The following is a 21239-nucleotide window of genomic DNA, read 5'->3' as shown; positions in this document are numbered from 1 at the left end:
ATAGCAAAGGTGCTACCTGTTTTTACAACATTAAGAAGCTGAATAAAAAACCAAGTTGCTTACTTTAAGGCGGTGCGGTAATCGTCTAAGAATTTATTTTCACCATAGTTTTCAAGAATTAGTTCGCTTCTTTTTTCTAAAGTATATGGCGAAATTTCGGTTTGTATAATTTTTATGGCGTTACATAGCGCTATTGAAAAGGAAGAGGGGGATGAGTGACTAAAAGAAAATGACAAACGGTCGTTTCTGCATATTTCGGTTAGTGCAGGTGCATCCGAGTGAATAAGTACTCTTCCGTGATACATTGACTCTATAGCTACGAGTCCAAAGCCTTCTTCTATAGAAGGCATTACATTGATATGGCAATGTTCGATTCTTGAAAATGGGTTGTTAACTTCGCCAAGTAGTTCGATTTTAATATTGCTAGGGAGTAGCTTTATTCGATCTATTATTTGGTGCTTTAAAGGCCCGTCACCAATGATGATTAGCCGGATGTCAAGGTCGGAAATAGAGATGTAATCAATAAGATTGAGGACTCCTTTCCAGGCATGAAGGCCTCCAACATAGCTTAGGTTAATGCTTGTCGATGGGTACTTGGGGAATGCGATAGCGCTTGGAGTTATAGGGTTTTTAATTAGATTTACTTTTTTTATAGGTACACCTGCACCTATCAGGTTCTCTTGTACGGTTTCCGAGACTGCAATATAAGAAGTAGTTTTGAAAAGTTTAAACAAGTAAGGGGCTGATTTGTAGTTAGCATGTGCGTAAAAGCAGCTTTTGATGCCAAATAGTGTAAAAAAAGGCACTAAAGGCAAATAAAACCGTGAGTGGATAATGATCCATTCTGGTCTGATTTTAATTGATGCGCGTAAAACTTTTATAATCCAGCCTCTACCGCCTATAAAGTTTTTTTGGTTCTGTATTTTGTCATTTCTGTATTTACTGAAGCTAAAGGTTTCTTTCCCTTGATTCAGTTCATCTTCTCTTAAAATGGCGAGTATTTTTTGCGCGCCTCCTCTAGAGGGAGTAGCGTCATTTATAAGATGTAATACTTTTTTCATATGAAAAGGCTCTCTTTGTGGAGAGTATTAAGTGGTTTTTGCTTGTTTGATCCGTATAAAAAACCTGACTCTATTTGTTTTGTTATTGTTGAGTTGGCGGCAACGAATATGCTGTCCTCAAAAATAAGTGGCCCGACAATTACTGAGTTTATACCAATAAAGCTATCAGCTAAAAAGTGAGGTTGCTTTATTGTTGTGCCATCAAATATGGCGCTCTGTCCTAAACTCCCCCCCAGAGTACTACCTTGCATGATTTTTAAATTTGCAGACGAGTACACTCCGTCTCCGATTACAATACCTATGGGGTGAGGCATGTATATCCCGAGGCAAAGTTTTGCTCTGTAGTCAATGTCGACTTTGAATAAAATAAAATTGATCCACCAGAATACTTTTGCAAGTATCGGGATTTTTAGTGTGTGTATTTTGTGTGATGTTCTATAAAGGGAAGAGCAAATGAAAGAGGGCGAAAGAGCACATCTGAGGTGATTAACGAGATTGCAGTTTAAACCTTTGTTTTTAGCTATAAAAACGAGGTCGGCTCTTATGCGATTAAACATTGGGTTCTCCACTTCTTAAGGAGCAGTAGGTTCTGGCAGCGAAGTATGGTGCGAGATACATCATAAAATAAAATATTGGATAATAAAATGCTGCGCTGAATATTAAAGACGCCAGGATCATCATTTGTGAACCTTCGGGTCTTTTTTTGCAAAGGTTGCATACGGCATAAAAATCAAGAAGGAATAATATTGCGCCGATTATGCCGAGTTCGAACAAAATAACATATGATTCGCTAGTGTCTCTTGCAGTTTTGCTTTTTTCGGAATCGGCACGAGAGGATAGATTTGCTTGAAAGGAAATTTCTCCCCATGTCGATAATCCATTCCCCAATAATAATGACGGAAAGGAAAAGTTACTTTGCATGTAGGTCGCAGTTTTTAGGGCTGTTACGCTTCTCGCTGACGCAGAACGGTCTTCTCCAAATGACTCTGACAAAGAACTACTAAAGGTTAATGCAATCAAAAAGGCTATAGGTGCCAAACAGGCGCATATAAGTACCAGTCTTGGAATTCGGTGTGCGTGCTTTTCGTAGAAAAAAGCTGCGATAGAGATGAGCGAAAAATATAGTGTTAGCCGATTGCCGCTTAAGTATAAGCAGATCAAGGAAGCCAATATAATCCACGTGTGGTTTTTTCTGACGCGTGTTGTTGTTATGTAACCTATTAGGCATGCCGCTAAGTAGAGGCCGTACCAGTTGGGCTCAAGGAATAATCCTCGCATGCGGTCAACAATGCTGCCACCATTATTGTAATATTCCTCTGAAAGGCCTCCGAGTGAGATTTGAAAGTTAAATACATGTTGCAATATAAATTGAGCTAATCCAGTGATAATTAAAATCAAAAGAGATATTTTGAAAAAGTAGCTAAAATTTATTTTTTGCGAATATGTGAAAATTGCTATATGCATTATCACTGCTAGGAGGAAGTATGATAGTACTATTACATAAGTTTTTAGATCTGTTGCAATAAATGCATGGAGTAGTAAGTATGCAAGTAAGAGTATTATCGTTTTGTTGCTCCGTGCATACGGTACTGCCCATTTTTTCGAAGATATTGTGCACAATAAGAGCGCACCAAGTATAAGTAAGTGTGATATATGGATTCTGAAGTCGTCAAATGTGATTTTTATGAGACTGTCAAATGAGAATAAAACTATGGCGGCTGTAATTATTTTTGAGATTTTCACTTTTGCATGTGCCTAATGGCTTGCGATAGAGTAGTGCTTAGTAAAAAGCTTAGTGTTATGCACATCATAATCTTGTTTAGGTCGTCAGCTAGGAATCCAAGCGAGATCAACGCAGCGGCGGATAGGGTGCTGGAGGCTAGGAGTGGTTTTACACAATTTTGCATGCGCATAGAGATCGATTGCAATCCAGCACTACTATTAGCTACGACCATAATCGTTGCAAATAGTAATTCAACTCTGCTTATTGGGATGTTAGTGATTTTAAATATGGTGTCAGGTCCTACTGCTATTAACATTAGGCCGTAAATGATAGTGATGAATATTGTTGCAGGGAGAACTATTTTGCGTGAGGATTTTTTAGAAATATAAATAGATCCCGCTATTGTTCCTGCTTGAAGTATAGGCATAAACAAAGTGTATATGATTCTAAGCTGGCCGCCTTCGACAGCTCGGCCAATAGCGGGGAGGTAATAGAAAAAATAATTACTGCATACCCAGAACATTATAGCTATAAACAAGCTCTTAAAGTCTGCAGGTGGTGATGTTTTACTTTTGTGTTTAGTTTCTGGGATGAAAAATATATACGATACGCCTATTAGTCCATAAGTAATTAGCCACAAACTAAGTGGGGCCTGTTTGTAGTCAAGGACCAATAGTGCCAGAATTGTCAAGGCGAAGCTGGTTGTGGATATTATGGTGAGTTTGTTTTGCTCTCCGTTCAATGCTTTAATTCTTCTTACAGCATACAGCGTAGAACTACCTGCAACGAACGAAAAAACCGAGAAAAATTGTGTTTTATCTATGAAGAAAAGACACGCAATAGATGTTGTTAATGTTAGGGTCAAGATTTTTGTGGCTACGGTTCTTCTAGATATACCATCACTATCTTTAAATGCTGTAGGTTCTATATATGCAGAATTGAAAATCGCCATTACCATCAAGCTTGTGCTTAGCGCGACCGCATAGGTTGAGAACTCGGCTGCTCCAAATTCACGGGCTAATGTTATGGAGAACATAAAAAGAGATAGTGAAGAAAGCCCTTGGTCTATGCAAAGCCGAATTAGGTGACGCATTGTATACTTCTCATCTTTATATGGCGCTTAATTCTAGAGTTTGTTTGTTTGCATAAGTATTTATAATGGCCAAAGTTAGATTTTAACTTTGGCCTTGGGTTCTTGTCTGCTGTTTAGATTAGTCCGCGCGTGTCAATTAAGTGTGTGGCGGACGCAAACTTTGATTTGGACTCTTTAAATTCTTTATGGTCAACTAGTACTATCGTAATATCTGCTGTCTTAAGGGCTGTGGCTATATCCACTAAAGAGAGTATATCCTTTAAGTTGTTAGGGAGTGTTTGGATATTAGGTTCCACAACCATGACTTTGCCTGGGTGGGTGTCTGCAATCTTCTTAGTGATGAACAGAGCAGGACTTTCTCGCAGATCGTCTATATCAGGCTTGAACGCCAATCCAAAACAAGCAATAGTTACTTCTTTTGAGGTTTTACTTGGGTTGGCTTGCAGATATTCAGCGACTGCAATTTTAACTTTTTCTATTACCCATAGAGGCTTGCTGTCATTCACTTCTCGCGCAGTCCGTATTAGGCGGGCCTGCTCCGGCGTTTTACTCACAATAAACCAAGGGTCCACTGCAATACAATGACCGCCTACGCCTGGCCCAGGTTGCAGGATGTTTACACGAGGGTGGCGATTGGCTAGGCGTATTAATTCCCAGACGTTAATATCAAGTTTGTCACAAATCATCGAAAGTTCGTTGGCAAAGGCGATACTTACATCACGAGAACTATTTTCGGTGAGCTTGCACATTTCTGCAGTACGAGCATTTGTGACAATGCACTCACCTTGTACAAATATCTTATACAGACTAATCGCCAGTGCTGAACACTTCGGAGTCATACCTCCAATTACGCGGTCATTCTGTACCAATTCTTGTAGTACATGCCCCGGTAGTACACGCTCTGGACAGTGAGCAATGCGAATGTCTGAGTCTTCGCCATGAGTTTGTGGAAACGTCAGATCTGGCCGTGCCTCGGAAAGCCAAGCTGACATTTGCTCTGTTGCACCCACTGGCGATGTAGATTCAAGGATTACAAGATCCCCCTTCTTAAGTACTGGGGCAATGCTTTTGCTGGCGGATTCAATATATCCAAGATCTGGTTCGTAGTCGTCTTTGAAAGGTGTAGGTACGGCAATGAGAAAGGCATCTGCGGGCTCTGGTTGAGTCGTTGCGCGCAAGTAACCTTCAGTCACAGCGGCATGAACAACCATGTCCAGATCTGGCTCAACAATATGAATTTGCCCGCGATTAATAATGTCGACTGCTTTCTGATTGACGTCAACTCCGATAACCTTTTTTTTGCGCGATGCAAAAACTGCTGCGGTGGGTAAACCGATATAGCCGAGACCAATGACAGAAATGGTTGTAAAAGGCATGGAGCATCCTTGACAGAGATTGATTACTAATTGGTGATGAATAGGGGTGCGGAATTACTTTGCATCAGAGTGATAATGTATCAGCGCCTCTAAAATGCGTTGACACGCATTGCCGTCGCCATACGGGTTATGGGCATAACTCATGTCGCGATAAGCGGCTGTGTCTATCAGCAAACGGTTTATTTCGCGCACAATATCGGCTGTGTCAGTTCCAACCAGTTTCACTGTACCTGCTGAGACTGCTTCTGGCCTCTCTGTTGTTTCACGCATGACCAGCACAGGCTTACCCAGCGATGGTGCTTCCTCCTGAATACCACCAGAGTCAGTCAAGATGATGTGGGCGCGAGTCATCATATGGACGAAAGGCAGGTAGTCCAGAGGTGCAATTAGATATATATTTCTAATACCATTTAGTAGGCGATTTACGGGTTCGCGTACATTAGGATTTAAGTGCACAGGGTATACAATATCTACTTCTGGATGTTGTTGAGCTACTTCTATCAGCGCGTGGCAGATGCGTTCGAATCCATCTCCAAAGCTTTCACGGCGATGGCCGGTTACCAGGACCAGTTTACGAGTTGGGTCTAGAAAAGCAGCGGGGGCAGCAGCCTGTGCTAATAATTTTGAGTCTTGATCGAGGCGCTTAACAACATCCAGTAAAGCATCAATTACTGTATTACCTGTAACTACGATATTGTCTGAGGAAATGCCTTCGCGCAGCAGGTTATCTTTTGAAGTTTCAGTAGGGGCGAAATTTATTCTTGCCAATGCACCTGTGAGTTTACGATTCCCTTCCTCCGGCCAAGGAGAGTAAAGGTTGCCTGTTCGTAAACCTGCCTCTACGTGCGCTACTGGAATCTGTTGGTAGTAAGCAGCAAGACTCGCTGCAAATGTTGTAGCCGTATCCCCGTGAACCAAAACAATATCCGGCTTGAACTCTTCCAGTACAGCTTTCATGCCTTGCAAAATTGCAGTTGTTACACCTGTGAGATCTTGCCCAGGCTTCATTATGTCTAAGTCAAATTCTGGTGTTATGGAAAATAATTCCAGTACCTGATCAAGCATTTCGCGGTGCTGGCCTGTAACGCAGACCTTGGCCTCGAAACGTTCGTCTGCCGCCAGTGCTAGTACGAGCGGGGCCATTTTAATGGCTTCAGGACGAGTACCAAAAATACACAGGGTTTTCATTGAACGTTTCATTAATGTGCTCGTGAGTTATATGACGGATATCTGAGAATGAATTACTACATGAGACTGTACGCAGGTTAAGTCGCGTACTGATTTCAGTCGAGGTTTGGTTTTAACAATCAATAAGCTCATATTGCCCACTTTGTGCTACCTCAGCAGGCCGTTTAGGCATGCTACCGCCCCAAGATTATTTGCTAGTCCCTGAGAGCTGCACGATTGTAGGAATTTTGTATTGCGGTAAAAATGAGAGCACCGCTTCACTAGTTGGGTGCTCGAATATATTCGAAAAGTCAGACGTATTAAACGCTGTCAGACTTGTACTCGTAGTTATAATAACCATATGCGCCATAGCCATATTTGGCTGATGCGCGTTTTTCGACGCCATTAAAAATAGCGCCTTTAAGTTCAATTCCATTCTGTGCAAAGCGTCGCATGGTCAATTCAACTTCACGCGCCGGATTTAGCTCAAAGCGGGTCACAATCAGGTTCGTGCCAGATTGTCGACCGACAATTGCAGCGTCGGTCACTGCCAGAAACGGCGGAGTATCGAGAATCACTTGGTCGTACCTTGCACTGATCTGATCCAGGAACTCGCTAAAGTTTTTGTGCATCAGTAATTCGGACGGATTCGGCGGAACTTGCCCGCGCCCGATCACGTCGAGGTTTTCTATGTCTGTTTTGTGTGTTGCCGTATCGAGGTCGCAGCGTTTGGCCAGCAGATCAGAAAGGCCGTTATCTACCGGGATACCAAACATTTTGTGGATATAGCCTTTGCGCATATCTACATCGACCAGCAATACGCGTTGGCCAGATTGTGCAATAACTGCCGCAAGGTTGGCGGAAACGAAAGATTTACCGACTTTAGGGCTAGGGCCAGAAATCATCAGTCGGTTGTTATTTGCTTCCAGCATTGCGAAGTGCAGGCTGGTACGCAGGCTGCGTAGCCCTTCAATTGCAAGATCAGTTGGATGACTGCTCGCCAGTAGCGGGGTGATACGTGTCCCGCGACCGCCAGGACTTTTTTCGTCCTCAACTTTTTGCAAGGAGCTGAAAGGAATAGACGCATATACCGGTAAACCTAGTTTTTCGATGTCATCCGGATTTTGAACACCACGGTTGAGTGCTTTGCGAAATAGCACATAACCAATGGCCAAAAAAGCGCCTAAGAGAGTTGCCATTAGCACGATCAATGCTTTTTTCGGTTTTACCGGATTGCGCAGGTCCACATCTGCGGTATCTATCAGGCGAACGTTGCCAACAGCACCGGCACGCATCACATCCAGTTCCTGAGACTTATTAAGCAGTTGGGTATAAATTTCTGTGCTGACTTTTAAATCGCGGGTCAGACTTAGCAGTTCTTGCTGGGTTGTAGGTAAGCCTTCGACTTGTTTTGCTAAGCGCTGCTGTTTACCTGTCAGCTCTGCGAGTTGCCCCATTAATGCTCGATAAGCTGGGTGCTGGGGAGTGAACTTACGGTCCATCTCGGCCTGCTGCAGCTTCAGGGTTGATATGCTGGTATCAAGTGCGACGATCTGGTCAAGGATGGCCTTGGCTTCGAGACTGATGTCGATAGACTTGCTGCGTATCTGAAACTGATTTAATGCGTTTTCGGCTTTTTCAAGATCCTTGCGCACTTGCGGTATTTGATCTTTGAGGAAGCCTAAGCTTTGTGCTGCTTCTGCGGAAGTACGCTCAATATTTTGCTGCACATAAAGGCGTGCGATTTCATTCAGGGTATTGATTGCAATATCGGGTTCTTCGCTCTCAAGGGCTATTCCGATCATGCCGGACTCTTTGCCGCGCTCTGAGACGTCCAGTACTTTCTGGTAACGTAAAATTGTTGTCAGACGTGGGTAGCGGGTCACACTGAAGGTAGTGCCAGGGTTTGCCTTAAGCACTTCAACCTGAATGCTGATGCCATTTTGGCTGTAGCTCTGCCCCACTTGGCCTTTGATCAATAAGTTGTTGTCTTCATCGAATAGACTAAAGCTTCCTGCTTCACCGGTGACCAGGCTCAGCTCTTCGCCTAGCAACTCTTTAGGCAATTCTAATTGGGCAAGCTTTAGTTGCTCACCGCCCCAAGCAAAACTGTTCATTCCAAGCAGCGGGCTCGCTACGTTGTTTTCCGCAGAGGGTGTAAAGCGTCGCGCTATAAATTCGCCGATCAATGGGAAGTAGTTGGGCTCAACCTCGATATCCAGTTGCAGGTTATCAATTGCTGCGCCGATATTTGTACGTGACTTGATCAGCTCAATTTCTGTGGCCGATGGAGACTCTTTACCCAGCATGCTGCCGATATCAGAAAACCCCAGTGGATCATTCTTCTTGGCTTCAACCTGGATCAGCGCATTCGCTTGGTACACCGGTGTAGCCAGCAGGGCGTAGGCAACCCCCGCAGCCATAAACGCCCCGGTCACACCTGCGATCAACCATTTATGATCGAGCAGGGTGCCCAGCAGACCCATCAGGTCAATGTCGTCACTATCGTCTTCTTGGTCGTGGGGCTTTGTCACGGGTGCTTGCTGCATAAGTCGATTCTTTTTCTTCACAGATAATTCGAAAAATAGCTCAGCGTTTAATCCGCTGGGCCCATGCATTTACGGCGGCATCGATCAGCGCATACGCGTGCACAAAGGCAGGCTTGCCTTGACGGTATGGGTCGGGGATTTCGCGGTTGTCTTGCCATTTGCCCAGCAGGAATACTTTGCCTCGTGCTTCGGGGGCAATGCTCAGCACGCCGTCAATGTGGTTTTTCTCCATCACGAGGATGAGGTCAGACTCGTTGATCAGCGCAGAGTTCAATTGGCGGCCGCTGTGGTCGCTCAGGACGTGCCCGTGCTCCTCAAGAATTGAGCGCGCGGTTGCTTCGATGGGTTTATTTTTGAGTGCGCCAAGCCCTGCGGAGCTCACGACGATGTCGGAGGGTGCAAGGGCGACCCGCAGGAGATGTTCTGCGGTGGGGCTGCGACAAATATTGCCGACGCAGACGATCATGATTCGTTTAAACAAGGCAGCTTCCTTTGTGCCAAACATGCTCAGCCGGCGAGAGCACTTAACTATCGTCACGTCCGCTATTTCCATTCTCGGAAATGGGCTGTGTCCGCCAATAAGGGCTATGCGCACATCATGTTTGATGGGTCAATGGCCTGTGGGAGGCAACAGTTGCCCCTCTTTTAATGCTGATAAAAGGGCGGTGTGAACTTGTAGATGCGAAAATATTAACTGCGAAGGGTTGGCAATATCAACCTTTATATACCGCACGGGCCAGCAGACGCTATATATAGGCGTTTTCAATCTTTATTGGCGGACAATAAATAACATTTCATCTTCTTATTCCTGACTAAAAATAACATTTTCGGACTGGGAAATGTCATGCAGGCAGCCCCATGGTATTGCGCTGCATTGCATTTTCCCTTGGTTTTCAGTGTGTTCAGTGGGTTTTTGACTGCCAGGGGGCCTAACACAGCGGCTAATTTTTTGAAACCTTCGTTTCTGTGGTGACAGGGGTGCGCAGGGCGGGGTAGACGGGTTGACGGCTTTGGGCTGGCCTCCTTCAGGCAGGCTGCTGTGCTGCCAGTCATCAACTTGTGCGAGGCATGGCAGTTAGAAGTTAAACGCTCATTTGAATGGCCTAAGTTAAGGTGATATCAATTTGGCACCACTGTTCCGCTCTTGAAGAATATCTGCAGCGATAAGCGGTAATTGACGGGTAACTGTTCGGTCATATGGATATGCTCTTGAGCGCACGTTAATAACTCACTGTACTTATTCAATGCATTAAGTTTGGGCGTTCGTACTTAGTATCGATAGGTGATATGGGGGCGTTATTCGGTTGTTCCGTGTCATTTGGGGGTTCGAGCCGCCTTGTCAGCGCTCTGGGTTGTGGGGGGGCTTCAACGCTGCCATGCCCGCTGAGCGGTTATGGCCCATCCGTCGAAATGTCGGCCTGAGCAATTGACCGGATTCGCTCTAGGCAGTTAACTGTATATTCATACAGCTTAATAAGGGCGCGTGTCATGGGCTTCACTGTTTTGGGTCCTCTTGCTGAAGGTGGCATTCGCCTGCCGATGTACTCGTTCAGAATTCCTGCCGGTTTTCCGTCACCGGCCACCGATCATATGGAGAAGAAAATCTCGATGGACGAGATGCTGAACGTGCGGGCTGCGCATGTGTATCTGGTAACGATCGATGGCGACAGCATGCAGGGTGTCGGGATTTTCCCCGGGGATGTGGCAGTGGTTGACCGCTCGATCGAGCCTGCCCACGGGCATGTGGTAGTGGCGCTGCTCAATAATGATCCGCTCTGTAAGCGCCTGTGCCTGCGGGGCAAGAAGGTCATCCTGGGTTCGGAGAACCCCAGATACCCGGACCGCCATGTTATGGAAGGTGATGACCTTTCGATTTGGGGTGTGATCACTTATACCGTGCGCAGCCATGAGCATTAAGGTTGATCCGGTTTTCGCCCTGATCGATTGCAACAGCTTTTATGCCAGTTGTGAGCGAGTGTTTCGCCCGGATCTGGCGAAAGTACCCATTGTGGTGCTGAGCAATAACGATGGCTGTGTCATCGCCCGCAGTTATGACGCCAAACCCCATATCAAGATGGGCGAGCCTTACTTTCAGATCAGGCACCGCCTGGAGCAGTTGGGCATTGTGGCGTTTTCGTCCAACTATGCGTTGTACGGCGATATGAGCGAGCGGGTGATGAGCCTGATCGAGTCGCAGGTGCCGGCGGTGGAGGTCTATAGCATCGATGAGTGTTTTGCGGACCTGACCGGCATTGCCGATGTCAACGCCCTGGGCTGCCAGTTGCGCAGCCGGATCCTGCAGTGCACCGGGATTCCGGTAGGGGTCGGGATTGCCCATACCAAAACCCTGGCCAAGCTGGCCAATCACACGGCCAAGCGGCTGCAGGCGCAAACCGGAGGGGTGGTCAACCTGTGCACTGAACACCAGCGGCACTGGGTGTTGCGCAATACGGCGGTGAGCGAAGTGTGGGGGGTAGGGCGGCGCATGACGGCTCACCTGGAAGGCATGGGCATTCGCACGGCCATGGACCTGGCCAGCGCAGAGCCGTGGATGCTGCGCAAGAAGTTCAGCGTGGTGATCGAGAAAACTGCCCGGGAGCTGGCGGGCACACCGTGTCTGGAGCTGGATGAGCCTGATCCGCCGAAGCAGGAAATATGTTGCAGCCGCATGTTTGGCCAGCGTCTGACGACGGTGGCACCAATTAAAGAGGCGGTGGCGACTTATATGATGCGGGCCTCGGAAAAGCTCCGCGCGCAGAACTCTTATTGCACTAAGGTGCGAGTAAGTATTCGCACGGGCATGTTCAACCCTGACGAAGCCAAATACGCCAGGGGGGTGGTGGTGACGCTGCCATACCCGACCGATGATGTACGGCTGCTGACAAAGGCAGCGGTTGATGCGGTAGACAGCGTGTTTCAGCCGGGTTTCAGGTACAGCAAGGCTGAAGTGATGCTGCTGGATCTGCGTCAACCGGGGGAGTTTTCCGATGATTTGTTTGCAATTAACCAGCCGGTGCAGGCGACGAAGGTGATGTCGGTGCTGGATGAGATTAACCAGCGTTGGGGGCGGGGCACGCTACGGGCTGCCAGCGTGCCGGTGAATCCTGCATGGGGCATGCGTCGGGAGCTGATGAGTCAGGGTTATACCTCTCGGCTGGATCAGCTTTGGCGGGTGTCATAAGAGCAGCACGAGTGGGGGGGCAGGTGTGCCTTCCTTTTGTGAGAGCAGGCAACCCGGTATGCCTGCCGGATCGCGGTGCTGCCACCGCGGGCAAGCCCGGCTCCCACAAAGGTTGGTGCAGGTTCCCGGTATCTGTGGGAGCGCCACTCGACGCCCGATTGCCAGCGATGCAGGCAACCCGGTATGCCTGCCGGATCGCGGTGCTGCCATCGCGGGCAAGCCAGGCTCCCACAAAGGTTGGTGCGGTTCCCGGGTCTCTGTGGCTACAAGGTATGTGAAGTTAGGTAAATGTTGGATGCGGGCGATGCCGGCCTTGGTATAAGGCGGCGTTGTTTTCTGTTGATGTGAGAGTGCAGTAATGAAGTTGAAGTCTGTCGTTAAAGCCGTCCTTGTAGCGGTTGTGGTGTCGTCCTTGTCGGGCTGCTGGATGTTTATGCCGCCAGGCGGTGGCCATGGCGGGGGGCATGGTGGTGGTGGTGGTGGTGGTCAATATGGCGGTGGCGGTCCGGGCGGTCCGCGCTAGTTGCTGGCTTCGGTAGCACCTAGAGGTGTTTGACGAAGGCCAGGCAGGTTATATACAGCCCAAGGCCAAAGGTCAGGTGGGTGACCAGGCTTCTTTGTCGTGCCACCCACGGTCTGGCGGTGTTGGCCGCTGCCAGGCCCATGCCCCATGCGGGTTGCATGATCAGCCAGGGTGCAGCCACGCTGAGGATGCCTGTGAACAGTGCGGGCAGCAGGGTCGGATGTTCGAGCCAGGCGCTGCCCGCAACGGCCACGAGTAACCCGGCGAAAATAATGCCCGTCAGGTAATGCAAGGCCCAGCCGAGCAGGCGTTCGCAGGGGACAGGGGCTGCGCCGGCAATCGACGCGTGTGTGAATTGCCCCTGCAGCATATGTCCCAGCCAGCGGCCTACGAGTCTGTAGTCCAGCGATGGCACGTTAAATACCTGCTTCTTGATCACGGCCACAAGGTCCATGAACAGGGTCGCGCCTATGCCCACTCCGGTTGCGTTAATAAAGAGTTCGACCATGGTCATTTCAAATACCCCTTGCTGGACGTGGCTAGTGATTGCTTGAATCAACAAGTGTGCAAGTTCAAGTCGACTTGAGGTCAACCATGAAAGAGCTGGTCATTGGTGAAGTAGCGAGGCGTTCGGGTGTCCCGGCATCGACGTTGCGCTACTACGAAGAAAAGGGGCTTGTCCGCTCTATAGGGCGACGCGGCCAAAGCCGGGTGTTTGCCCCTGATGTGCTGGATAAACTGTCACTGATTGCCCTGGCCCAGGGGCTGACTTTTTCATTGGAAGATATTGCGCTTATGGTCGGCGCGGATGGCAGGCCCGCGCTTGATCGCGTGCAATTACTGGACAAGGCCGATGAGCTGGAACAGGTAATTGCGCGGCTCAGTGCTGCCCGTGATGAGCTGCGACGTGCTGCGGTGTGTCCTGCGGAGCGGCACGTGGAATGTCCGAGTTTTCAGTTGCTGCTCAAGGCGGCGGCACGGGGCAGCGGGCCCCGAAGCTGAGGGTGTAGCACCTGCCCGTGGCTGTGTTAGAGCGGCTGCGCTGCTTTGACGAAACGCCCGTGGTGCAATGCCCATAACGGTGCTTTACTCCATTTCTAGTACGCAGATTCGCAGGTTGTTGACGGAGTTCGAACCAATGGGCAGGCAGCCTGCACGTTAGCCCCGCACAGCTGCGACCCCGCCTCGAAAAGACTATTGAATTGCGTTGACAAAAAACCTGCTCAAGACCGGCAGGCTTCAGGGCGCCGTCTTCAGCAGCGTCTGTTTTTGCAGTGCGGCGCCCGAAGAAAAAAGCGTGATTAAGACTTTAACGTCCCACCGGAAACGCTCCGCCATCAGGTGGCCCCGGTTTGCCTAAACAACCGCATTTCTTGAGGGCTATACATGTCCGCCATGCCCGCCACGTTGCTGATCGTTGACAACGATGTACATGTTCGAAAGCTGCTTGAAGTTCTGTTGCGAGGGCAGGGGTATCAGACCCTGACGGCCGGGTCCGGTAAAGAGGCGCTGGCCATGGTGATGCAGCACGCGCCGGATCTGATCCTGCTCGATATCCAGCTGCCGGACATGGATGGCTACGCAGTCGCCCGCCACTTCAAGAGCAATTCTGCCACCGCCAATATTCCGATCATCATGCTCTCTGCGCAAAGTGATCAAAAAGCTCGCATCGCGGGCCTGGAAGCCGGCGCCGAGGACTTTCTCGGTAAGCCGGTAGTCAGTACTGAGCTGTGGTTGCGGGTGCGCAATTTGTTGCGGCTCACCGCATTTGGCGACTATCAGGCCGACCACAGCCTGATGCTCGAAGAGCGGCTGGATAAGTGCAGCACCGACCTGGAGCAGGCGCGCACGCAGAGCGACTCCGATAAGCACCTGCTGCATATGACCCACTACGACAGCTTGACCGGCCTGCCCAATCGCCAGCTTTTTTACACCACATTGCACATGGGCCTGACCCAGGCAGAGGTCAGGGGCTGGCAATTGGCAGTGTTTATTGTCGATCTCAACGACTTCAAGCGTGTCAATGACACCTGGGGCCAGGAGCAGGGGCACCGGATGTTGACCGAACTCGGCCAGCGTCTGGGCAGTTGCCTGAATGTCAGTGACACCCTGGGCCGTATGGGGGGCGAAGAGTTCGGGTTGATCCTGATGTTACGTGAAGGTCAATCCAATGCTCAGCAGATGGTTGACCGGATACGTGAAGTGCTGCACGAGCCTTTCAGCATTCTCGACCAGGAGGTGCCGATGACGGCCAGTATCGGGATTGCCCTGTACCCCGATGATGGCTCGGATGCGCACCGCCTGATCAAGCAGGCCAATACCGCGATGCACCGTGCCAAACAGGTAGGGCGCGATACCTACCGTTTTTACACCGCGCAAATGAATGTGGATGTTCTGGCGCGCCAGGAGCTGGTAGCCGCGCTGGGCGAGGCGGTGAGCAAGCAGGCATTCGAGGTGTTCTATCAACCGAAGATTGGCCTCGCAGATGGCCAGATCTGCGGGGTCGAGGCGTTATTGCGCTGGCCGCGCCCGGGGCTCGCCGCAATTTCCCCGGGCGTGTTCGTCCCCGTTCTTGAGAGCCTGGGGCTTATTTCCCGGGTAGGGCAGTGGGTTCTCGACACTGTTTGCCGGCAGATTGCCCTGTGGAAGAGTTCGGGCCTGGGGCCGGTGCAGGTGGCGGTGAACGTGTCGGCGCAACAGCTCATCGACGGCGATTTGGTCCATGACATCCGGCGCGCGCTTGAAGACCATCACGTAGAAGCCAAATGGCTGGAGGTCGAGCTGACCGAAAGCTCGCTGATGGTCAACACGCCGCATACCATCGCCAGCCTGCTAAAGCTCAGGGATACCGGGGTAAAGATCTCGATTGATGACTTTGGTACAGGCTATTCGAGCCTCGCGTATTTGAGCCGTTTCCCCATCGACAAGCTGAAAATCGACATCGCATTCATTCGCGAGGTCACCAACAATCCTCAGGACGCGGCCATCGCCCGGACCATCATTGAACTGGCCCACAGCCTTGATCTGCAGGTCATTGCTGAAGGTGTGGAAACCCGCGAGCAGCTGGCTTTTTTGACCGACAACGGTTGCGACCAGGTGCAGGGCTTTCTGTTTTGCCGACCCTTGCCGACAAACGAACTGGAGCCGCTGCTGCGCCAGCCGCGCAGTTTTATTTGAACCTGGCCAGCACCCCAAACCGCTAATCGCTGGTGCCACCTGCGCCAGCGATTAGCCAGGGTCAGGGGTAACTCACCACCTGGACCCAGTTCGCGCCTTTGCCCGAAGGCGCAGTGGCGTGGCGGGTGAGGGTGCCGTCTTTGGGGTTAATGGCATACACCCCGACCTGCGGGCTTTTCTCCCCGCTCACCAGCAACCATTGCCCCGAGGGATCGACTGCAATACCCCGTGGTTGTTGCTCGACTTTAATGTTCTGCACAAAGCCGGGCAGCCCCGTCTTGCTGTCGATGGCAAACACGCTGACCGTGCTGCCCGTGCGCTCGGAGGTATACAGGTAGCGTCCGTCCGGGGTCAGCTTGATATCCGCGGCCCATATCAGATTGGGCGCCAGTGGCGGTGGTGTCGGCTGGCCGGGCTTGATCATGGGCCGGGCGACCCCGCGTACCAGGCCAGAGTCCGCCGGTATCGCGCCGACGTCCGCGAGCCCGGTCAGGCGCCCGGTCTTCGGGTCGATGGCAAAGGTGGTGACACTGCCCGCCATTTCGTTAAGCAAATAGAGGAAACGATTGTCTGGTGAAATCACCGGGTGACGTGGACCGCTGCCTTCAGGCAGCTTGACCTGACCCAGGGCCGTGAGCTTGCCGCTGGCGGCGTCGAACTTGAATTCCAGCAGGTGATCGGCACCCAGATTGGCGGCGTATACGAAGCGGTTGGTGCCATCGACAATAATCGAATGCGCATTGGGCCCGGTCTTGATCACTTGCTGCACGTCATCGCTGACAACGCCGTCGTTATCGATCTTATTAACGCTGACCAGATCCTCGCCGTACGAGGCACCCAACAGGTAGTGACCGTTCTTGTCGGTCGAGATATAGGCCAGGCTGTCGGCCACGGTCGAGTTTTTCAGGTGCTTGAGGGCGCCGCTCTCAGGGTCGATAGCGAAGGTGGCCAAGGCATAAGGTTTGCCGCGAATGGAAGCATAGAGCTTGCTGTGATCGGGGCTCAGGGCCAGCGGCATGACGCCCGGACCGGCTTCGGTGGTGGCCAGGGGTTGCAGTTGGCCTTGTGCAGTCAACGTATAACTGCTGAGGGTGCCGTCGATAGCATTGGATACGTAGACATAGCTACTGGCCCAGCTCAGCGGAGTGAGGCTCATAAGAACGGCGCCGGCCAGGGTTTTCAGGGGTATAGCTCGAAGCATCGCAAGGTTTCCTTATTGTTATATGTTGTCGTACCTCTTCGCTTGATTGTTAGGTGGCTACCGTTGTTATGTCAATCTGTTTGTCGAGTGCCGCCGGTGCCCGCGATGCTTTATCACAAGCACCCTCTATGCCGACAGCCCCGGCGGTCCCGCGCCGCCCGGCGTATCCCTTCCAGCAACTTGCGGTATTCGCCAGCGCGATGACGTTAAGCAGATGCAACGGCACAAGCCTGAATGGCAGACGGTAAAACCGCGCTTTATTGATGCGTTGCAACTGTTTGGACTGGGCGCTTCGTGGGGTGGTTACGAAAGCCTGGTGATTGTCGCCGACCTCAAGGACAGCGAAAGCGCCCTGGATCGCGCGCTGAACCCGGTGTTGCGCCTGCATGTCGGGCTTGAAGATGTCGCCGAGCTGATCGAGGATCTGCAGCACGGGTTTGCCGCTGCAGGCGGCCGCGCACGAGCCTTGTGATTGGCGGATACGCAGCTCTACCGCCCTCTGTAGGAGCGAGCTTGCCAGGCAATGAAGAGCTCGCGAGCAGGCTCGCTCCTACAGGAGGGGCTCGCTCCAGGAAAATGTGGGAGCTGGCTTGCCAGCGATGTGCGTGATGACATCGCGAGCAAGCTGGCTCCTACGGGTCAGCTCCGGCGTTTACGGCGTACTCGCCATACCACCAGCAGGATCAAGACGATGACGCCTGCAGCCATCGCGCCTCGGGCCAGGGTGGCGAGGTGCGAGACGGGGCCGCCTGCGCGGGTTTGCTTGACCTGGGCCGCGCTGACGTTGACCTGTGGGTTGCCGTATTGTCCGGTCAGCCAGGTCGCCAGTGTCGCTACCTGCTGGTCGCTCAAGGTCTTTTCGAAACCTTGCATGCGGATGTCCTGGCCATCAGCACCCCGTTTCACGCCTTCCAGAATCACCATCACCAGGTTGGCCGGATTGCTGCGTCCGACCGCGGTGTTGTGCAACAACGAGGGCAGTCCGCCTTCGAAGCTGCCCTGGCCCTGGGCCTGGTGGCAGGAACTGCAATAGGCATCGTAGATCTGGGCACCGGTCATTTTGTCGCCATCAGCCGGCAACGCTACGCCACGGATGCTGTTCAGCTCGTCGGTGGCTTGACCCAGGGCATACACCGGTTTGCTGTCAGCCGGGTTGTGCTGCGCAGGCAGGGCCTTGAGGTAAACGGCAATGGCCTTGAGGTCGCTGTCGCTCAGGTGTTGCAGGCTGTGATCCACGGCTTCGGCCATCGGCCCGGCAGCTTGTGCCTTGCCCCGGGCTTCGCCGGTTTTCAGGTACGCCACCAGCTCAGAATTGTCCCAGCCACCGATACCGCTGTTGAGGTCGGAGGTGATGTTGGGCGCGTGCCAGGTTCCCACATCGCCGCCCGCCAGTTCTTTGGATGCCACTTCGGCCATCAGCAGATTGCGCGGGGTGTGGCAGGTGCTGCAGTGGGTCAGGCCCTGGACCAGATAGGCACCACGGTTCCACTCGGGACCGCGGCCGGTATCGGCAACGAAGGTGCTGTTGTCGAGAAACAACAGGTTCCACGCGGCCATGGACAGGCGAATGTTGAACGGAAACGGCAGGTCGGTGGCTTTGGTCGGTGCATCCACCGGCTCCACTGCGTTCATGAAGTAGGCGTACATATCCTTGATATCTTCATCGCTGACTTTGGCGTAAGCGGTGTAAGGCATGGCGGGATAAAGATGCTGGCCATCGGCACGCACGCCCTTGCGCAGGGCATCGCTGAACTGCTCCAGGCTGTAGTTGCCGATACCGGCGGTTTTCGACGGGGTGATGTTGGTGGCGATGATGTCGCCGATCGGCGTAGGCAGCGCCAGGCCCCCGGCAAACGGCTTGCCGCCGGGCACGCTGTGGCAGGCAACGCAGTCACCGGCAGTGGACAGGTACTGGCCACGCTTGATCTGTGCGTCATCGGCTGCATTGACGTTGAGTGCCAGCAGCATCATCGCGGTAAGGGAAGTAAGACTCCAGTTCATGGCTTAGCCCCGTCCCTGTTCAGTGGCAATAATCCGGTTCGGCAAGATGTGTTGCGCGGTGCGCAAAGTCAGTGCCGCAGCGGTCAGGGTTGAGTTCATCGTGGCCGAAGTCGGCATCACACCGGTGCTGCAAATGAACAGGTTGTCGTGGTCGTGGGTACGGCCATAGCTGTCGCACACCGAGGTCTTCGGGTCGTTGCCCATGCTCATGGTGCCGGTGATGTGCTGGTTGTTGGCAAAGCTGCCTTCGGCGCTATAGCGCAGATTGGTGGCGCCCATCATTTCGGCAATCCGTGCGAAGTCTTGGTGGGACCGCGCCGTACCCTTGCGGGTGTATTCGTCGATGGCGTAGTTGACCTTGGGTTTGGGCAGCCCCAGCTTGTCTTTCTGATCGCTCAGGCTGATGCGGTTCTCAGGGTTGGGCAGGACTTCCAGCACGTCCTTGAGGCTCATTTCGAAGGCGGCGCGGTGGCGCAACTGCTTCTCGAATTCGGCACCGTAGACCCCGGCCGTGATCAGCGCGTCAGTGGCACCGTTGACCCGGGAGATATTGGTGAAGTCCAGGCGATACGGAGCATGCTCGGAGCGGAACTCACCATCGCGCATGGTGTTGATCGAACTCGGGCTTTGCGGGCCGCGGCCCAGCCACAGTTCTTCATCGGCATCGAAGGTCAGCGAGGTGCTCGGGTGGTCCATCAGGTTGCGGCCCACCATGCCGGAGCTGTTGGCCAGGCCGTTGGGGTACTTGTCGCTGGCAGACATCAGCAGCAGTTTCGGGCTTTCGATGCCGTTGGCGGCAAGGATGAACGTCTTGCCGGTAACCCGGTGCGATTGTTTGTCCGCGTCGAAGTAGTGCACGGCCACGATATGGCCCTGGTCATCATGTTCGATGCGATAAACCACGGCGTTGACGTGCAGTCGGGCGCCTGCGTCCACTGCGGTCTGAATCGCGATGCCGCCATGGTATTGCGCGTCAATCGGGCAAATCGGCTGGCAGCTGTTGTTGCCACAGCAGGCCGGGCGTCCGTCATAGGCGCGGCTGTTACGGGCGGTGGTGTTACCCACTACCGGGAACGCCGGGGCCAGGCGTTCGCGGATGCGGCGCATGGCGTAGGGCTCGGTCACGGGCTCCATCGGGAACGGCTGGGTGCGGGGTGAACCGGTGTTTTCAGCGCCTGACACGCCCCAGATCTCTTCCGCCTGCTGATAGAAAGGGTCGAGTTCTGCGTATGTCATGGGCCAGTCGACGCCCAGGTTGTACAGGGTCTTGATCCGCATGTCGCCGGGCACCAGGCGCCATGCCTGCGCGGCCCAGTGCCAGGTGGTGCCGCCGACGCCGCGGATGTATTCGGCCGGATACGGGTAAGGGCCGCCCTGAACCAGATAGCCGTTGTCGGTGGGCTTGTAGATCGGGTGCGCAGCGATGTCGCTGCAGGTATAGGGCGACATCCAGTCACTTTTACGTGTCGAATTGCGGAATGCGGCAACCACCCGCCCGCGATCGATAGGGCCGCCTGCTTCAAGAATCAGCACCGAGGCGCCTTGTTTGAGCAGGTGAGTGGCAGCCATGGCGCCGCAGATACCCGAGCCGATGATGACGATGTCCGCGGACAGTTGATCAGACATTGTTCACCTCTTTTTTCAATTCGACTGTCGGGTTGCGAGCCCAGCTTCCATAAGTGCCATAGGCATACGTAGGGGGCTTGAGCACATCAGCGACGATCTGCGCATTCAAGGCGTGTTCGTATGCCAGGCAACGGGCCTGGGCACCGCTGCCGACTACGCCCATGAACCAGGCCAAGGCCACTTTGCGCGGCACGCTGGCCAGGGACGATTTCTCGTCATCCAGGGTCTTTTGCAGTTGCATGGGGTCAATCTGGCGCTCATTGATCAGCACCAGCAGCTCTTTGGCTGCCTGCGCAAAACCGGGGTCTTGTTCAACCAGTGCTTTGAACAGCATGCCGGCCAGCACCGGGTCGAGGCTTTGACGCCCGGCGATGATCGCTGACAGCGCCACAAAGGCACCTTGTTCTGGTGTGTCGACCGTTTCGGCTAAGGCGAAGGGAATCAGGGACGCGGTATAAGCAGTCAAGAGTCCTTGCAGCAGCACGCGCCGCGTAGGCTTTTTCAGATCATTCAGGCAATTCATGGTTCTTCCTGTCGTTGCAGGTTTTAGTTATGGGGGTG

The 21239-nt window shown here is 52.3% G+C and carries 18 protein-coding genes and 1 pseudogene; 6 read left to right on the top strand and 13 right to left on the bottom strand.

Annotated elements, in window-relative coordinates; all coding sequences use genetic code 11:
* Positions 1 to 59: 59 nt before the first annotated feature.
* From AOC04_RS09760 to AOC04_RS09730, 8 genes are all read right to left on the bottom strand, one after another.
* The gene (locus AOC04_RS09760; RefSeq protein ID WP_060692849.1) at positions 60 to 1061 is read right to left on the bottom strand and encodes a glycosyltransferase; all 1002 of its coding nucleotides are present in this window, start codon (positions 1059 to 1061) and stop codon (positions 60 to 62) included.
* Positions 1058 to 1618, bottom strand: coding sequence for an LbetaH domain-containing protein (locus tag AOC04_RS09755; protein WP_060692846.1), 561 nt, complete (start codon positions 1616 to 1618; stop codon positions 1058 to 1060). The genes AOC04_RS09760 and AOC04_RS09755 overlap by 4 nt, the downstream gene beginning before the upstream one ends.
* The gene (locus AOC04_RS23790) at positions 1611 to 2804 is read right to left on the bottom strand and encodes a hypothetical protein (protein WP_125878523.1); all 1194 of its coding nucleotides are present in this window, start codon (positions 2802 to 2804) and stop codon (positions 1611 to 1613) included. Before AOC04_RS23790 ends, AOC04_RS09755 begins: the two co-directional genes overlap by 8 nt.
* Entirely contained in the window at positions 2801 to 3877 is a 1077-nt protein-coding gene (locus tag AOC04_RS09750) for a hypothetical protein (protein ID WP_060692844.1), read from the bottom strand. The genes AOC04_RS23790 and AOC04_RS09750 overlap by 4 nt, the downstream gene beginning before the upstream one ends.
* Positions 3878 to 3990: 113 nt before the next feature.
* Positions 3991 to 5253, bottom strand: coding sequence for a UDP-N-acetyl-D-mannosamine dehydrogenase (gene wecC, locus AOC04_RS09745; RefSeq protein WP_060692843.1), 1263 nt, complete (start codon positions 5251 to 5253; stop codon positions 3991 to 3993).
* A gap of 54 nt (positions 5254 to 5307) precedes the next feature.
* Positions 5308 to 6441 carry a non-hydrolyzing UDP-N-acetylglucosamine 2-epimerase gene (gene wecB, locus AOC04_RS09740; RefSeq protein WP_060692841.1) on the bottom strand — a complete coding sequence of 378 codons (1134 nt, stop codon included), beginning with the start codon at positions 6439 to 6441 and terminating at the stop codon, positions 5308 to 5310.
* 299 nt (positions 6442 to 6740) lie between these two features.
* Entirely contained in the window at positions 6741 to 8969 is a 2229-nt protein-coding gene (locus AOC04_RS09735; protein ID WP_060692839.1) for a polysaccharide biosynthesis tyrosine autokinase, read from the bottom strand.
* Positions 8970 to 9009: 40 nt separating this feature from the next.
* Complete coding sequence (locus AOC04_RS09730; RefSeq protein ID WP_125863024.1) at positions 9010 to 9450, bottom strand: low molecular weight protein-tyrosine-phosphatase; 441 nt, start codon at positions 9448 to 9450, stop codon at positions 9010 to 9012.
* Between the two features lie 1007 nt (positions 9451 to 10457).
* Here AOC04_RS09730 and AOC04_RS09725 point away from each other — a divergent pair.
* The 3 genes from AOC04_RS09725 (at position 10458) to AOC04_RS23945 (ending at position 12673) form a co-directional block, all read left to right on the top strand.
* Positions 10458 to 10886, top strand: a complete 429-nt coding sequence (locus AOC04_RS09725; RefSeq protein ID WP_060692835.1) for a LexA family protein — start codon at positions 10458 to 10460, stop codon at positions 10884 to 10886.
* Positions 10876 to 12150 carry a Y-family DNA polymerase gene (locus AOC04_RS09720; protein ID WP_060692834.1) on the top strand — a complete coding sequence of 425 codons (1275 nt, stop codon included), beginning with the start codon at positions 10876 to 10878 and terminating at the stop codon, positions 12148 to 12150. The genes AOC04_RS09725 and AOC04_RS09720 overlap by 11 nt, the downstream gene beginning before the upstream one ends.
* A gap of 358 nt (positions 12151 to 12508) precedes the next feature.
* The gene (locus AOC04_RS23945; protein WP_167344880.1) at positions 12509 to 12673 is read left to right on the top strand and encodes a hypothetical protein; all 165 of its coding nucleotides are present in this window, start codon (positions 12509 to 12511) and stop codon (positions 12671 to 12673) included.
* A 19-nt stretch (positions 12674 to 12692) separates the two neighbouring features.
* Here AOC04_RS23945 and AOC04_RS09715 read toward each other — a convergent pair whose 3' ends face one another.
* Positions 12693 to 13187 carry a DUF2938 domain-containing protein gene (locus AOC04_RS09715; RefSeq protein WP_060692832.1) on the bottom strand — a complete coding sequence of 165 codons (495 nt, stop codon included), beginning with the start codon at positions 13185 to 13187 and terminating at the stop codon, positions 12693 to 12695.
* An 80-nt stretch (positions 13188 to 13267) separates the two neighbouring features.
* Between AOC04_RS09715 and AOC04_RS09710 the strand changes: the two genes are divergently transcribed.
* A complete protein-coding gene (locus AOC04_RS09710; RefSeq protein ID WP_060692830.1) occupies positions 13268 to 13675 on the top strand; it encodes a helix-turn-helix domain-containing protein in 408 nt (135 codons plus the stop codon).
* Between the two features lie 384 nt (positions 13676 to 14059).
* Positions 14060 to 15850, top strand: a complete 1791-nt coding sequence (locus tag AOC04_RS09705; protein ID WP_060692828.1) for a putative bifunctional diguanylate cyclase/phosphodiesterase — start codon at positions 14060 to 14062, stop codon at positions 15848 to 15850.
* A gap of 61 nt (positions 15851 to 15911) precedes the next feature.
* On the opposite strand, the gene AOC04_RS09700 is transcribed toward AOC04_RS09705, so the two are convergent.
* Positions 15912 to 17051 carry a lactonase family protein gene (locus AOC04_RS09700; RefSeq protein ID WP_060692826.1) on the bottom strand — a complete coding sequence of 380 codons (1140 nt, stop codon included), beginning with the start codon at positions 17049 to 17051 and terminating at the stop codon, positions 15912 to 15914.
* Between the two features lie 241 nt (positions 17052 to 17292).
* On the opposite strand from AOC04_RS09700, the pseudogene AOC04_RS09695 reads away from it, so the two are divergent.
* Positions 17293 to 17523: pseudogene (locus AOC04_RS09695) on the top strand (PLP-dependent transferase); the annotation flags it as partial.
* Between the two features lie 167 nt (positions 17524 to 17690).
* Here the strand turns inward: AOC04_RS09695 and AOC04_RS09690 are convergent.
* The 3 genes from AOC04_RS09690 to AOC04_RS09680 are packed head-to-tail and all read right to left on the bottom strand — an operon-like array spanning position 17691 to position 21201.
* Positions 17691 to 19052, bottom strand: a complete 1362-nt coding sequence (locus AOC04_RS09690; RefSeq protein ID WP_060692820.1) for a c-type cytochrome — start codon at positions 19050 to 19052, stop codon at positions 17691 to 17693.
* A gap of 3 nt (positions 19053 to 19055) precedes the next feature.
* A complete protein-coding gene (locus tag AOC04_RS09685) occupies positions 19056 to 20678 on the bottom strand; it encodes a GMC family oxidoreductase (protein ID WP_060692818.1) in 1623 nt (540 codons plus the stop codon).
* Positions 20671 to 21201: a sugar dehydrogenase complex small subunit gene (locus AOC04_RS09680; protein ID WP_060692816.1), complete on the bottom strand. Its 531-nt coding sequence runs from the start codon at positions 21199 to 21201 to the stop codon at positions 20671 to 20673. The genes AOC04_RS09685 and AOC04_RS09680 overlap by 8 nt, the downstream gene beginning before the upstream one ends.
* Positions 21202 to 21239: the final 38 nt, after the last annotated feature.

This window comes from Pseudomonas versuta (assembly GCF_001294575.1).
Lineage (GTDB): Bacteria > Pseudomonadota > Gammaproteobacteria > Pseudomonadales > Pseudomonadaceae > Aquipseudomonas > Aquipseudomonas versuta.
Note: the sequence above shows the minus strand (reverse complement) of the source record. Positions and strands in the feature narration are given on the sequence as shown.

What these genes read in the sequence shown, in the direction of transcription:
- AOC04_RS23945 (WP_167344880.1), top strand. Translation starts at nt 12,509, where the DNA reads ATGAAGTTGAAGTCTGTCGTTAAAGCCGTCCTTGTAGCGGTTGTGGTG.
- AOC04_RS09755 (WP_060692846.1), bottom strand. Translation starts at nt 1,618, where the DNA reads ATGTTTAATCGCATAAGAGCCGACCTCGTTTTTATAGCTAAAAACAAA.
- AOC04_RS09760 (WP_060692849.1), bottom strand. Translation starts at nt 1,061, where the DNA reads ATGAAAAAAGTATTACATCTTATAAATGACGCTACTCCCTCTAGAGGA.
- wecC (WP_060692843.1), bottom strand. Translation starts at nt 5,253, where the DNA reads ATGCCTTTTACAACCATTTCTGTCATTGGTCTCGGCTATATCGGTTTA.
- AOC04_RS09680 (WP_060692816.1), bottom strand. Translation starts at nt 21,201, where the DNA reads ATGAATTGCCTGAATGATCTGAAAAAGCCTACGCGGCGCGTGCTGCTG.
- AOC04_RS09705 (WP_060692828.1), top strand. Translation starts at nt 14,060, where the DNA reads ATGTCCGCCATGCCCGCCACGTTGCTGATCGTTGACAACGATGTACAT.
- AOC04_RS09750 (WP_060692844.1), bottom strand. Translation starts at nt 3,877, where the DNA reads ATGCGTCACCTAATTCGGCTTTGCATAGACCAAGGGCTTTCTTCACTA.
- AOC04_RS09720 (WP_060692834.1), top strand. Translation starts at nt 10,876, where the DNA reads ATGAGCATTAAGGTTGATCCGGTTTTCGCCCTGATCGATTGCAACAGC.
- AOC04_RS09690 (WP_060692820.1), bottom strand. Translation starts at nt 19,052, where the DNA reads ATGAACTGGAGTCTTACTTCCCTTACCGCGATGATGCTGCTGGCACTC.
- AOC04_RS09700 (WP_060692826.1), bottom strand. Translation starts at nt 17,051, where the DNA reads ATGCTTCGAGCTATACCCCTGAAAACCCTGGCCGGCGCCGTTCTTATG.
- AOC04_RS09710 (WP_060692830.1), top strand. Translation starts at nt 13,268, where the DNA reads ATGAAAGAGCTGGTCATTGGTGAAGTAGCGAGGCGTTCGGGTGTCCCG.
- AOC04_RS09735 (WP_060692839.1), bottom strand. Translation starts at nt 8,969, where the DNA reads ATGCAGCAAGCACCCGTGACAAAGCCCCACGACCAAGAAGACGATAGT.
- AOC04_RS09685 (WP_060692818.1), bottom strand. Translation starts at nt 20,678, where the DNA reads ATGTCTGATCAACTGTCCGCGGACATCGTCATCATCGGCTCGGGTATC.
- AOC04_RS09715 (WP_060692832.1), bottom strand. Translation starts at nt 13,187, where the DNA reads ATGACCATGGTCGAACTCTTTATTAACGCAACCGGAGTGGGCATAGGC.
- AOC04_RS09725 (WP_060692835.1), top strand. Translation starts at nt 10,458, where the DNA reads ATGGGCTTCACTGTTTTGGGTCCTCTTGCTGAAGGTGGCATTCGCCTG.
- wecB (WP_060692841.1), bottom strand. Translation starts at nt 6,441, where the DNA reads ATGAAAACCCTGTGTATTTTTGGTACTCGTCCTGAAGCCATTAAAATG.